6 protein-coding genes are annotated in these 13,558 nt (G+C 63.5%); 3 read left to right on the forward strand and 3 right to left on the reverse strand.

The window, feature by feature from the left end:
* The first annotated feature begins 134 nt into the window (after positions 1-134).
* Complete coding sequence (locus OO306_RS18455) at positions 135-353, forward strand: DUF2970 domain-containing protein (RefSeq protein WP_099453514.1); 219 nt, start codon at positions 135-137, stop codon at positions 351-353.
* Positions 354-694: 341 nt separating this feature from the next.
* Here the strand turns inward: OO306_RS18455 and OO306_RS18460 are convergent, their stop codons facing one another.
* The gene (locus tag OO306_RS18460; protein ID WP_186678854.1) at positions 695-1,771 is read right to left on the reverse strand and encodes an ABC transporter substrate-binding protein; all 1,077 of its coding nucleotides are present in this window, start codon (positions 1,769-1,771) and stop codon (positions 695-697) included.
* Positions 1,772-1,986: 215 nt separating this feature from the next.
* On the opposite strand from OO306_RS18460, the gene OO306_RS18465 reads away from it, so the two are divergent.
* A complete protein-coding gene (locus OO306_RS18465) occupies positions 1,987-3,639 on the forward strand; it encodes a nitrite/sulfite reductase (protein ID WP_099429897.1) in 1,653 nt (550 codons plus the stop codon).
* Positions 3,623-4,117, forward strand: coding sequence for a DUF934 domain-containing protein (locus tag OO306_RS18470; protein WP_099453512.1), 495 nt, complete (start codon positions 3,623-3,625; stop codon positions 4,115-4,117). Before OO306_RS18465 ends, OO306_RS18470 begins: the two co-directional genes overlap by 17 nt.
* 72 nt (positions 4,118-4,189) lie before the next feature.
* On the opposite strand, the gene OO306_RS18475 is transcribed toward OO306_RS18470, so the two are convergent.
* On the reverse strand, positions 4,190-9,406 hold the full coding sequence (locus OO306_RS18475; RefSeq protein WP_265969555.1) for an NEL-type E3 ubiquitin ligase domain-containing protein: 5,217 nt from the start codon (positions 9,404-9,406) through the stop codon (positions 4,190-4,192).
* An 89-nt stretch (positions 9,407-9,495) separates the two neighbouring features.
* The gene (locus tag OO306_RS18480; protein WP_265969556.1) at positions 9,496-13,524 is read right to left on the reverse strand and encodes a leucine-rich repeat domain-containing protein; all 4,029 of its coding nucleotides are present in this window, start codon (positions 13,522-13,524) and stop codon (positions 9,496-9,498) included.
* Positions 13,525-13,558 lie beyond the last annotated feature (34 nt).

The following is a 13,558-nucleotide window of genomic DNA, read 5'->3' on the forward strand; positions in this document are numbered from 1 at the left end:
GGCAAGCCCGCTCCTACAGGGATTTGCGCGCCCTTCCTGTGGGAGCGGGCTTGCCCGCGAAGAGGCCAGCAAAGCCAACACCCCTTCCATTGCCTACACTGTCCCTGATTGCCTCCGAATACCCAGGAGCCCCCATGGACGACTCAAGCCAAGGCAAGCCCCCCACCTTCTGGCAAATGCTGCACAGCATCCTCGCCGCCGCCTTCGGTGTGCAGAGCGGCAAGAACCGCGCACGCGATTTCACCCACGGCAAAGCCAGCCATTTCATTGCGATGGGTACCGTGTTCACCCTGCTGTTCATTCTGATACTGATCGGCCTGGTGCAATTGGCCATGCACATGACTGCGCGTTGAGCCTATGAAAACGCCTGCGGGAATCCCTCCCGCAGGCGCCTTGGCTGCATCACGGTCTGAATGGCAGTCTACTGGTGGCTGACCCAATACACGGCGGTGACCACCACCAGGACGATCAAGCAAAGAATCGCCCAGGCATCGACACTGCTGTCAGCTTTGCGGACCTTGGTTGAGTTTCCCATTGCATTGCCTCTTGTTGTGGTTATGGGAATGCACTTCACCTCCAGCAGTTAAGACGAGCAATGCCCTTTCCTCAAGCAAGGTCTTTTGTCTGGCGACGGGCGACGCTCAGGCGTTGGCAAGCCCGCATCCCTCGCCAACGCCGCCAAGTGGCAATGCATTCAGTAATCCATCGGTGCGGTCAGAAACGGGTACGTGTAGTCAGCCGGGCGCCCCTCGGCGCTGTAGGGCTGAAAATCGACACCATGATCAGCCTGCTCGAGCAACTTGAGCCAGCGTCGCGCCTTTGCCTGGTCAATCGACTGCAGCGCGGGCACGCTGTGCTCACGCAGGCCATCGCGATTGACCACCAGCCCGCGCGCATCGTCGTGCAGCATGACCATGGCCCAGCCACCCAAGGTGAAGTGCCCACCCATCAACACCCCAAGGCGCCCGTCGACCCGCGCCCGCAACGCCTCGGGCGAACTGTTGACGGCGCTGAACACGGCATCGCGCCCTGGCATGCGCCCAGCCGCCTCGAATGCCTGCATGGCGCCGAAGGCCATCTCATCGTTGGCCGACCACACAAGCGTGGTGTTCGGGTAACGCTGCAGCAGCACACGCGCCTGCTCGAAGGCGCGCTCACGGCTCCAGCCGCCATACACCACCTGGCGCAGGCGCACCTGCGGGAAGTCGGCCAAGGCACGGCGCATGCCCGCTTCGCGCTGTTGCGAGGCCGGCGTGGTTTTGACCCCGGCGAAAGCCACCAGGTCCACCGGCCCGTCAGTGCGCGGGAGCAAGGCAACCATCTGGTGCAGCATCTGGTAACCGGCCTGCTCGTCGTTGGTGGTCAGCGTGCCCAGCACCTGAGGGTACTTCTCGGGCTGCGCCTCGATGCTTTGTGCCTGGCTGGCCGTCAGCCCGTTGTTGACCAGAAACAGCTTGACCCCGGTCCCCTTCGACAGGCGGATGATTTCCGGCGCCACATACTGTTCGTTGACCAGCACCAGGTAGTCCGGCCGCTGCGGGCCCTTGAGCAGCGCCCGTGCTTGGCTCAGGGTTCGCTCGGCATTGCGCTCGCTGTATTCGACCCGCAGCGTCATGCCCAGGTCGTCAGCCGCTGCCTGCATGAAGCGCGCATAGCTGACCCAAAATGTCTCGGTGGACAAGCCTGGGTTAAGGAACACGACGGAAGCAGCCTGCGCATTGGCTGCCAACGGCAGGCTCAGGCACAAGCTTTGGCAAAGCGCCTTGAGCATGCGGTTACACCCCTTGCAACAAACCCGCGAGTATAAACCCACGGCACAGGCGGACGAACAAATGCCAGTCAGTCTCACTTAGTTCGTTTGGTTCTTTTCATATGCAAAAACATCACTTTAGCGCATAAACACACTCTGATATCGTTCCCCAGCTCCGAACCGGAGTGCGCGGCCGTGCGCGCGAATAGCTGCATGCAGCCTGAGACAGGACTTTTATGTACGTATACGACGAGTACGATCAGCGGATCATCGAGGACCGCGTCAAGCAGTTCCGTGATCAGACCCGCCGCTACCTGGCCGGGGAGCTGAGCGAAGAAGAATTCCGCCCTCTGCGCCTGCAGAACGGCCTTTATATCCAACGTTTCGCCCCGATGCTGCGTGTCGCCGTGCCTTATGGCCAGCTGAACGCGCGCCAGGTCCGCACACTGGCCAAGATCGCTCGCGACTACGACAAGGGCTATGCCCACATTTCCACCCGCCAGAACGTGCAGTACAACTGGCCGGCGCTGGAAGACATCCCAGACATCCTCGCCGAGCTGGCCACCGTGCAGATGCACGCGATCCAGACCAGCGGCAACTGCCTGCGCAACACCACCACCGACCAGTTCGCCGGTGTTGCCGCGGATGAAATCATCGACCCGCGCCCTTGGTGCGAGATCGTCCGCCAGTGGACCACCTTCCACCCGGAATTCGCCTACCTGCCGCGCAAGTTCAAGATCGCCATCAACGGCTCGAAAGAAGACCGCGCGGCCATCGAAGTGCACGATATCGGCCTGGAGCCAGTGCGCAACGCAGCGGGCGAGCTGGGCTTCCGTGTGCTGGTTGGCGGCGGCCTGGGGCGTACCCCGGTGGTCGGCGCGTTCATCAACGAGTTCCTGCCTTGGCAGGACCTGATCAGCTACCTCGACGCCATCCTGCGCGTGTACAACCGTTACGGTCGCCGTGACAACAAGTACAAGGCGCGGATCAAGATCCTGGTCAAGGCACTGACGCCTGAAGTGTTCGCCGAAAAGGTCGAGGCCGAAATGGTCCACCTGCGCGGCGGCAACAGCACCCTGACCGAAGATGAAGTACAGCGTGTTTCGCGCCACTTTGTCGACCCGGACTACCTGGCCCTGGACAACGTCGACTACAGCGCCCAAGACGCCGAAGCCCCCGGTTTCGCCCGCTGGCGCTCGCGCAACACCCGCGCCCACAAGCGCCCTGGCTACGTGGCCGTGACCTTGTCGCTCAAGCCCACCGGCGTTGCCCCTGGCGACCTGACCGACAAGCAGCTGGACGCCGTGGCGGACCTCGCCGAGCGCTACAGCTTCGGCTTCCTGCGCACCTCGCACGAGCAGAACATCATCCTCGCCGACGTTGAGCAGCGCCAGCTGCACGCCCTGTGGCTGGAGCTGCGCGAAGGTGGCTTTGCCACGCCGAACATCGGCCTGCTGACCGACATCATCTGCTGCCCGGGCGGTGACTACTGCTCGCTGGCCAACGCCAAGTCGATCCCGATCGCCGAATCCATCCAGCGCCGTTTCGACGACCTGGACTACCTGTTCGACATCGGCGAGATCGACCTGAACATCTCCGGTTGCATGAACGCCTGCGGCCACCACCACGTGGGCCACATCGGCATCCTCGGCGTGGACAAGAAAGGCGAGGAGTTCTACCAGGTGTCCCTCGGCGGCAACGCTGCGCGTGACGCGAGCCTGGGCAAGATCCTCGGCCCATCCTTCGCCCAGGACGCCATGGCCGATGTGATTGAAAAGCTGATCGCCGTGTACGTAGAGCAGCGTACCGAGGAAGAGCGTTTCATCGACACCTACCAGCGTATCGGCATCGACCCCTTCAAGGAACGCGTCTATGCAGCGAATCATTAAAAACAACCAGATCGTCGACGAAACCTGGCACCTGCTGCCCAAGGAAACGTCGTTCGACGAGTTGACCAACTGCGACGACTACATCGTCCCGCTGCAACTGTGGCGCGACCATGCCCACGTGCTCAAGGCCCGCGACGGCGGCCTGGGTATCTGGCTGGACAGCGACGAAGAAGCGGAAGAGATCGGCGAAGACGTGCAGCACTTCCAGGTCATCGCCTTGAACTTCCCGGCTTTCACCGACGGGCGCAGCTACTCCAACGCGCGCCTGCTGCGTGACCGCTACAAGTTCACCGGTGAGCTGCGCGCCATTGGCGACGTGCTGCGCGACCAGCTGTTCTTCATGGCCCGTTGTGGCTTCGATGCGTTTGCCATCCGTGCCGACAAGGACCCGGAAGACGCACTGCAAAGCCTGAAGGACTTCTCGGTGACCTACCAGGCCGCCGCCGACCAGCCGCTGCCGCTGTTCCGCCGCCGCTGATCTTCATCGCCCCCGGCCCGCGCTCTGGCGGGTCAGGGGCGTTGTTACACACCCCTCTTCAACCGCCGCCCGTCAGCCCCTGCGCCCCGGTGGCTTCCTGGTCACGCTCACCTCCCCCGCTTCTGCCGCGCGCGCCCATTCTGCTTGCAGACGCGCCAGCGCATTGCGCACCCGCGCCATGACCGCCTCGCTCAAGTGATTGTGCTCAAGGTTTACGGTCTCCGGATGCGCCTCTATCCAGCCGAGTGCCTCCTCGCTCAATGCCGCGATACGGTTGCCACGCAAGTCCACGACCATGTCGGGATGACGCCGCATCAACGCCAGGGGCACACTGCGCAAGCCGGTCGCCCGTAATGACAGGTAGCGCAGTTGCACGTTGTAGTGCAGCCTCGGCGCCATGCCCAACGGGTTACCTTCCAGGCTCAGGACTTGCAACCGGGAGAACCATTCCAGTCGTAACTCGCTTTGGGCGTCCAACACAATGGCGTTGTTGTTCAGGTACAGCCGGGTCAACCGGCCGAGGCCATTCAAATGCTCCGGCACGCGGGCCAACTGATTGGCACTGAGGTTGAGGATGCTTAGCCGGGCGAGGTTGCCAAGGCTGCGTGGCACATCGTTCAGCAGGTTGCCACCCAGCTGCAGGTTTTCAAGGTTCGGCAGCTGCCCTGCGCGGTCATCCAGCTCAGCGATTTGATTGAAGGAAAGGTCGAGGCTGGCCAGGTGCTCCAATTGCTCGATACCGGCCGGTAGCGTGCCAAACTGATTGCCACTGAGGTCCAGGTCCGTCAGTTGCCTGGCATTGCCCAAGCCGTCCAAGGTCTCGAGCAGATTACCGCCCAGATTCAACCTGCGCAGGCGCGGCAGATGCTCAAGCCCCTCGAAGGCCGAGAGCTGATTGCCTGAAAGGTCGACGTCCTCCAGGTTGGGGAAGCGCCGCAGGAAGTCGCCGCTCAGTGTGGCAATCTGCTGGTTACGCAGCGACAACGCGCGCAGGCGTTCAAACAGGATGCCGGCCGGTAGATCGGGAAGCGAACTGACCGCCAGCCCATCGACGGATGAGCCCAGGGACGGCAGTTCATCTCGGTAATTTGACTGCCAGGCTTCGCGCAACACACCGGCGAGGTAAGACCGCGCAGCATATTCCGGCTCACTCGGCTGCCCTCGCCAGGCCTCGAAGCTGTGTTCAAGCTGCCGCGACAAATGCGCATAGGCAAGGGTACCGAGCCCATGCGGGGGTTCAAGCCGATACCAGGTCCACGGGTTGCCACGCGCAAGGGTGAGCGTGAGTACCTGCTCCTCTTCCCTGCGCTGGGCAACGATTGCATTGACCGGCCCACTTGGCGCATGGTCCTGGCCCGGCTCTGGCACCAGCGCGGCCAAACGCGCACCATACCTGCGGCGTATGGCTGCAAACTGCGCGCTGTATTCGACCCGCACGTGGTCCTGCCAGAACGCCTGCTGCACCAGGAACTGGCTGAGCGCCTCTGGCGTCTCGGCCCGGTGCACGGCAGCCTCGGCCTCGGCCAGGTCGCCCAGCGTTACGGTATCGACGTGCTGAAGGTCCAGGTAGGTCGGTTGGCCATAGAGGCTCAACGGCTCTGCAAGCCCCACCCGGAATGCCAAGCAGATTTCGTCCTGATCAAGTTGGCCTGGCCGCCCTTGCAAGCGTTCGATGTGCCGCGCGGCAAAGCGGTCGACCTGATCGAGCCGAAACAGCTCACGGCCGAGGTTGCGTAACTCACGCTCGACCCGCCGGCCTCGCAGGCCATCGGTGCGCAGCGCGACCTGCAGCCTCACGATCAGCACATCCAGGTCAGCCCGCCCGCGCGGCATGGCGGCCTGCTCGAACACTGCACGCCGCACATGGGTATGGTGAAACATGGCATTGAGCAATTCACCGACACGACGCCGCATACCCTGCGCTTGCCGGGTAAAGTCTTCTGAATGCAGCAGTTCTGCGAGGTACCCAAAGAACGCAGCGCTGTCGGCTTCGGCGCTTAGCGCTTCCCATTGCCCGCGACGACGGGCGGCTTCCGCCTCGCTCAGCCCCTCGAACCACTGTTCATGCTCATTTACCCTTTCCACGACTGGCGCGGGCGGGGCAGCATTCACACGCTCAAGCGCAACCGGTGACAGCGGGTTGCCGTGTAAACGCACGCTGTCGGGGTTGGCCCGCAGCAAGGCGGCCTGCGCCTCACTGACGTCAACGATGCGATTGTGACTGAGATCGACCCATTCAAGGTTCGCCATGTGCGAGGTATCGGGCATGGCTGTCAGCCGGTTTCGCGACAGGTCCAGTTGGTTCAGCCGCGGGAAGCGGGCGAGAAAATCGGCGTTGACCGCCGTCAGCTCAAGGTTGCGCAGTGTCAACGCGGTCACATGATCAAAATTCACCGCCGGCGGAAGGTCGGGCAGGCTGCCCAACCGTGTGCCTTCGAGGACCAGTATGGGGTTGCCACTGGCATCACGAACGCGTCGCTGCCAGGCATGCCGAATGCGCCGTGCCATGCGCGTGCGCCTGATCAACTGGATCGGCCCGGACGATTGCCTGCGCCAGCGCCCTAACGCCTGATCCAGTGCACGCAGCGCTTCGCACAGTTGCAGGTAGTAGTTCCAGGGCGTCAGCCCCTGCTCGCGGGCGGTATTCGTGAAGGCTTCGAGGGCGCTGTCATCGTAATCAGGGAACAGCCGCTGAATACCCCGGCGCAGTGCGCGATTGCTGCTTTCGCCACGCCCACTCAGGGGGTAGCCCAGGCGACCATCGCCCAGCCGCACCGGTGGCCGAAAACCCAGCCCGACCGGCGCCATGCCCAGCAGGGTGGCGGCCTTGTCGCGCTGCTCGCTGGCCCACTTCGACAAGGCATCGGCCAGTGCCTGCGGGGACTCGCTGGCTTCACCCAGCGCCCGACGCTGCCACGGGTCGAGCTGCAGCAACAGCGCCTGGAACAGGCTGTCTTCGGCCTGGGCCGCAGTCAAGGGGCGCCCGTAGGCATCCAAGGCCTGATAGCCCTTGGCAGTTCTGAGCACGCTGCGCACTTCAGTGGCGGCCTGGGCACCCGCCCAGGCGGTGCGCTCGCCGGTCAGCGTGCCGCTGCGCAGCTCTATGCGTACAGCTCGCCAGGGCGCCCGGTCGGCAATCAAGGCCAAGGCCAGTTGCTCGCTGTCGCGATTGAGCGCTGCCGCTTGCAGCAGGCCTGCACAGGCGCGGTCCAGGCGCGCATCTCGCAGGTACCAGCGCGCCTGCTCGGCCCAGGCCAGCGGTACGCGCTGGCGTGCTTGCAGGTGCTCGACCTGCGCCTCGGTAGCGTGCTCGATGATTTCCCGCGCCCCGCTTACCGTGAGCCCGGGAAAGTCACGCTGCAACAGGGCTTCGTCCGCCGTGGGGGGCGCTTGCTGCGCCTGCAGATGACGCTCGAAGCCTTCGTCCCGCAACCAAGGCAACTGGTCATGCAGTTGATGACGCTGCACGGCATCCAGCAGCCGCGCAGGGGGCGGTGCGTGTTCTACATGCAGCCGGCGCAGTCGGTCCTCGTCGAGCCCGGTTGCACGCAACACTTCATGGGCCACCTGGTCATCGAGTTGCGCCAGGTCATGGCCCAGGTCACGCAACAACTGAGCACTCCCCTGCCACTCGTGGGGGCGTTCGAGTTCATGCTGCCAGCCGCCGGCATCATTGCCCTCAAGCAAGGGCGCATAGGCATTGACGCGGACAGGGTGGCGGACGCGCCGTTGCTGCGATTCAGCGTCCAGGTCGGTCAAGTGCCTTGCTACCGGTGTACGCAGGTACTCTCGCCCCTCTGCCACGGTAAGTTGCCCCACAGCGCCTGGCCCCTCGACGGCATAGCCGGGGAGCTCAGGGTCGCACAGTTTCAACCCGTGCTGACTGGCCTGCACGGGGACTAATTCATCGACCACGGCTGCACGGGCCAAGCGATGCGAGGCAGCACCCGCGCCGACATTGGCTGCTGTCATGATCACCGTCTCGGCCACGGCATAGGCATGCTCCAGTGCGCCCTGTCGGTCACCCAACTGCCAATCGGCATACCCCTCGTACACCTCGTCCGCCACCTGCAGCGCTGTGATGCCCAACAACGGCAACGCCAGCACCGGTAAGGCGAAACTCGCCAAGCCCAGTGCGTCGAGGGCAAAGCTCAGGTAGAAGTGCAAACGCCGGTCCCGCTCTTGGGCATCCACAGCGGCGGTGGGCACGGCATGCACTTTGGCGTTGTCCAGCAGGGTATCGATCTGCTGCTTGCGCAAGTGCTCGAACAACGGCAGCTCGATCGCCTCGTGGCGGCCGTCGAGCTGAACAGGGGCATTTTGGCCCGCACGTTTCAACGCGTTGTCCAGGGCTCGCGTGTAGGCTTCTCGGTCTCGCTCACCGATGAACCGCTGGAAGAACTCGACGTACTTCGGCAAGCGGAACTGTTTGCCCAACGTTAGGAACAGCGAGTCCCAGGAGGCGAACCAGGTCAAAGGGCCGTGAGGGTCATCGGGGATCCAGCAGAGCACGCCTTCTTGGCCAGCATGACGGACCTGGAAGGCCACGGCCCCTCGCACCCGCTGGCCAAACACCCTGATCTGCCGCGGTTCGAACCCGGCGATCGCTGACTTGGTCGCGACCATGGCCACCAGCGGCGCACATTGCTCACAGGCATGCGCCACGATCTCTCCATTGACCAGCGACTGTCGCAGAGCGGCCTCCAGGCTTGCGCGAAAGCCCTCCTCCATCAACGCTTCGATTTGCCGGCCAGCCTCCCCGCCTGGGGTCAACCGCCCCCGCAGGTAAGCCTGGTATTGGCCGCCCAGGTCGAGCGAGCGGCACAGCAAGGTGAATGCCTTGGGCGACAGACCGAGAATTTGCCCCTCGCTGTCCAACACCGCACTCCCCTGCATGAGCCCAGTGGCGAGGGTTTCGCCCTCGGTGAAGTTGTGCAGTGCCGACTGCAACAGGCTGTGCTGGTAGACCTGCGTTTTGACCCCATCTGGGATCTGGGCAACGAACGATGGAAAGCGCTGCAAGGTTCTGCGCCGCAGCGTGGCCTGGCGTACATCGAGTGTCAGTGAGTGTTGTTCCTGCAATGCGTGTTGCAGCAACGGCGCGGCAAACGCATCCAATGGCGTGATCCGCGCCAGCAAACCGTGCAGCTCATGCTGCACCTGCTGCTGCCAGCGCTGGCTTTCGTGCAGGGCGTAGAGGGTCTCCAGTGAGGCCGCTGTGAGCCAAGCAGGCAAGCGGCTGGCGATCAGGGCGTTGGTGGAATCGCTGGCAAAGGGTAGATCTGGCATCGCAGGCTCCTTGGGCCGGAGCTGCGATTGCACCAGTGCAGGGCGAGGCGTTTGCGGTAACTATGCAAAGCACCCCGCCCGCAGCGGCGTCAGCCGCGTTGGCTGAGCGTATCAAACTGCGCCCACACAGCCCGCCAACGCGCCAGGCCCTGCTCATCGAGGGGATTGTTGTTCAAGTTGAGCCGGTTAGGGTGTTGCCGAATCCACGCCAATACTCGCTCGCTCAGCTCGACGATCAGGTTGTCGGCAAGGTCCACGTACACCTGTGTATGACGTTCCAGAAACACCAGTGGGATCTCACTCAGGCCGGTCGCGCGAAGCGACAGATGGCGCAAGTGGTCGAGGTTGCGCAGTGGCGGGATCATGCCTATGGGGTTGCCCTTCAAACTGAACGTTCGCAGCTCGCTGAACGCTTCCAGCCGTCGGCCGCCTGCCACGTCGATGACGATCTGGTTGTCCGCCAGGTACAGCTCGGTCAACTGCCGCAGCCGCTCCAAACCCTCGGGTATCGCCTCAAGCTGGTTGCCGCGTAAATTGAGGATTCTCAAGCTGGGCATATTGCCAATCACCGCAGGTACGCTGCGCAACCTGTTCTCGGCCAGGTGCAGTTGCAACAGCCTGGTCAGCCCGCTCAGTGTGCCCGGTAGCTCGCCAAGGCGATTACCTGAAAGATTCAACTGGGTCAGGCCGACCATGCGCTCAATACCCCCTGGCAGCGACGTGAACTGGTTGTTGCTCAGGTTCAGGTACTGCAGCCGGATCAACCGGTGAATCTGCTCCGGAAGCGCTGACAGCAGGTTGTCACTGAGGTCCAGTTGGGTCAGCAGTGTCAGGCCCTGTACACCGTCAAGCGCGGCCAGCTGGTTGCCCCGTAGGTCAATGCGCGTGAGCCGGGTCAGGGTGGCCAACCCGGGCACCTCCGTGAGCGCGTTATCATTCGCGATCAGTTGGGTCAATGACGACAGGTGCTGCACCCCCTCGAGGGCAGTCAACCGGTTGTGCTGCACATCCAGGCTGACCAAGCGACGCAGGTTGCCTAGCCCGGGCAGCGCCATCAGCCTGTTGCCACTCAACTGCAAGCTTCGCAATTGAGGGAAGCGGCCGAGGAAATCTCCCTCCAGCGCGCTCATCCCGACATTGCTCAAGCTCAGGCGATGCAAATGCCCAAAGTGAAGATCTGCCGGGAGTACAGGCAGGTTGCCCACAGGCTCGTTGCGTACAATCAACTCATCGACCCCGCCAGGGCCATAGAAATCGGGCTCCCAGGCCTCGCGAATCATTTGCCCAACGCGCTGACGTCGATGGTAATTTACGGCCGTGGCCTGCCCCCGCCAAGCGCGCAAGCTCACGTCGAGCCGTTCAACCTGCCTGGCCAATTCACTGAAAGCGACCCAAACCGTGCGCCCTGGCCTTTGCGCCAGTTGCAGCGCCAGCCACATCACATCCTGTGCTGGGCGGTGCGGGAACAACTGGTGCAGCCCGGCCCGAATGGACTGGCGAGCGCGCATGCCTGCCGTGGTGAGCACCTGACCGCGCGGTGGGCGCAGAGCATCGCCACCACTCAGTGGGTAGCCCAGGCGACCATCGCCGAAGCGCACAGGCGGACGAGCGACCCCCTCTTTTGGCGCCATGCCAAGCAATGTTGCTGCGCGCTCGCGTTGCTCACCGGCCCACACCGCCAAGGCATGCCCAAGCCTCTCGCCGGTCTGGCCACCCTCACCCAACGCCTGCTTTTGCGCCTCATCGAGGTGCCACCACAGTGCCTGGAACAGGCTGTCATTTTCGCTGGTTGCAGGCAACGCCTGGTAACCCTGGCCACGCCTGATGACGTAACGCACGTCAGCGGCCCCTTCTGCCCCGACGTGGGCGAGCAGGTCCCCGCTCAGGCTGTCGTTGCGCAGCTCGACCCGGACGGTTTGTGCCCATGGCGCCGCCTCGGCGAGCACGCCCAATGCTAACCGCTCGGTGTCGGCGTTCACCGCCGCCGCTTGATAGAAGCCTGCGCAGGCACGGTCCAGGCGGCTGTCACGCAACAGCCAGCGCGCTTCGCTGGCCAAGGCAAGCGGCACGCGCTGGGTGCCGATCATGCGCTCGACCTCTTCAGGGCCGGCACGCTGGGCGATCTCCCGCGCAGCGCGCGGGGTAAGTCCGGGGAAGTCACGCTTCAACAGCTGCTCTGCCGCCTCCAGCGGGCGTTGCAGCCCATTCAGGTGCAGCTCAAACGCATCGCCGTGCAATTCAGGGTACTGCGCATGCAACTGATAGCGCTGCAAGGCATCATGCAGCCGCGCCGGTGCTGGCGCATGCTCAAGGTGCAGGCGCCGCAGGCGCGCCTCATCAAAGCCGGTCGTGTGCATGACACGCTCGGCCGTCAGGGGGTCAAGCGCCGCCCATGCGCTGTTCAAGCGCTGCATCAACTGCGTCGCCCCTTGCCAGTGCTGGGGGGTTTCCAACTGATGGCTCCAACCGCCCTCGCCGTTGCTGTCGAGCCAGGGCGAGTAGGCGCTCGGTCTGCTGGGGTGCTGAATACGCAAGCCCGCGCCTTGCGCATCCTCGGCTATCTGGTAGGTTGCCAGGTGGGTGCGCAGCCGTGTCTGCCCGGCCACGCGGGTACGCTCGCCAACGGCCAACCCCAACTGCGGCACCGCGTAGCCGGGTAGTTCGGCATCGATCAGGCGAACCTCGTCGTGTGCCTTCAACACCGGCACCAGCGCATCAACGTACGCCGAACGCTCGATCAATCGTCCCGCTACGAGCCCAATCGATGCCACGGCAACGCCGGCAATCACGTTTTCGGCAACGCCCCAAAGGTGGTTCAACGCGCCCTCACGGTCACCTAGCTTCCAATCTGCATACCCTTCATAGACTTCGTCAGCGATCTGCAAGGCAGCGATGCCCAACAGCGGCAGGCCAAGAACAGGGACAAACAGGCTGGCCAACCCCAAGAGATCGAACCCTGCGCTGGCATAGTCGCCCATGCGTCGTTCGCGCTCAGCCTGGTCTGCCTCGGCAGTTGGCGTGGCCAGTACACGTGCATCGTCCAGCAGCGTATCGAGGCGGACTTTTCGCAGATGCGGGAACAACGGCCGATCAATCGCTTGGCTGCGACCGTCTAGCTGAATCGGCAGCGCGCCCGCTCTGGCCTGTAGCAATCGACGCAGTGTGCGGCTGAAGGCACAGCGGTCACGCTCGCCGATGAACCGCTGGATGAAGGCTGGGTAGCCCTTCGCCTGGCATCGTCGGCCCAGGCCGTGCCACAACTCATCCCACGTCGCAAAACGCTGCAGCGGACCGTGGGGGTCATCGGGAACCCATAGCACCACACCCTCCAGAGGCGCACTCGTCAGCCCCCCTCGCCGCGCCTCGAAAGCCAACACGCCGCGCAGTTGCTTGCCCAGCACACGCAGATCGAATGGCAACAGGCGCGTAGTGTCGGAGTCCACCACGGCCACCGTTGAAAGCACAGGGAGGAACTGCAGGTACAGGCGCTCATCAATTTCGCCCTTGAGCACAGCCAGACGTACGTCAGCCTCCAGGTTGGCACGCGCGCTGTCTTCAAGCAGGGTCTCCACCTGCTTGCCCTTTACACCCGGCACTAACAGAATTGACTCAAGATGGCGCTGATAGCGCCCTCCCACGTCCACACTTCGGCAAAGCGCTACATAGGCCTGCGGGCTCAGTGACTGCGGTTCACCTTGCGCATCGACGATGACGCGGGTTTGAAAAGCACCAGAGGGTGGTGTCTCATGCTCGCTGAAATTGTGCAGCGCGGCCGTCAGCAAACTCACTTCAGCGATCTCGCTCACCGACTTACCCAGCCCGCCAGGGCCCACCGATGCAACCGGTAGGGTGGTGGTGGTGCGAAACTTCACCTGACGCACATCCAGCGCCGGCGACTGGCGATCACTCAGTGCCTGGTCAATCAGCGTCTTGGCAAAAGCGTCCAGTGGCGTGACACGGGAAAACAGCTCAGCCAGGCGGTGCTGGCTACGTTGCTGGCGCTGCAGACTAACCCGCAGTTTGCCCAGGTGATCCTCGGATGCGCTGGCAAGCCAGGCCGGCAAGCGGCTGGCGATCAGGGTATCCACTGCGTTGGGTTGAGGCTGTGGTGAGGGCATTGGCGGCTTCTCTGGTTGGTCAAAGCCAGAGATA

The organism is Pseudomonas sp. DCB_AW, assembly GCF_026240895.1.
GTDB lineage: Bacteria > Pseudomonadota > Gammaproteobacteria > Pseudomonadales > Pseudomonadaceae > Aquipseudomonas > Aquipseudomonas kermanshahensis.